The sequence below is a fragment of the Arthrobacter liuii genome (genome assembly GCF_014639275.1).
Lineage (GTDB): Bacteria > Actinomycetota > Actinomycetes > Actinomycetales > Micrococcaceae > Arthrobacter > Arthrobacter liuii.
Window position 1 is genome coordinate 1 of the sequence record NZ_BMFW01000085.1, and the last position, 668, is coordinate 668.

The 668-nt window shown below is 57.2% G+C and carries 1 rRNA gene; it reads left to right on the plus strand.

The features are described from left to right. Positions 1–668: ribosomal RNA gene (locus tag IEW19_RS23190) — 23S ribosomal RNA — on the plus strand; the annotation flags it as partial.

The following is a 668-nucleotide window of genomic DNA, read 5'->3' on the forward strand; positions in this document are numbered from 1 at the left end:
CTAAGCCTTCGTGGTTCAGGTGTTTGGATGGGTAGGGGAGCGTCGTGTGGGCGGTGAAGTCGCGGTGTAAACCAGCGGTGGAGCCTACACGAGTGAGAATGCAGGCATGAGTAGCGAAAGACGGGTGAGAAACCCGTCCGCCGAATGATCAAGGGTTCCAGGGTCAAGCTAATCTGCCCTGGGTAAGTCGGGACCTAAGGCGAGGCCGACAGGCGTAGTCGATGGACAACGGGTTGATATTCCCGTACCGGCGAAAAACCGCCCATGCTGAGCGGGGGATACTAACTGCCCGAAACCTGCCTGACACCCCTTGTGGGTGAAGGGTTTTGGTGGAGCGCAGGGCCTGATCCCGGGAGGCAAGCGTATTAACAGGTGTGACGCAGGAAGGTAGCCGAGCCGGGCGATGGTTGTCCCGGTCTAAGGATGTAGGGCGAATGGTAGGTAAATCCGCTGTTCATGATGCCTGAGATCTGATGGGACCCCCGTGTGGGGGGATTTGGTGATCCTATGCTGCCGAGAAAAGCATCGACGCGAGGTTTTAGCCGCCCGTACCCCAAACCGACACAGGTGATCAGGTAGAGAATACTAAGGCGATCGAGAGAATTATGGTTAAGGAACTCGGCAAAATGCCCCCGTAACTTCGGGAGAAGGGGGGCCCCAACCTTGAA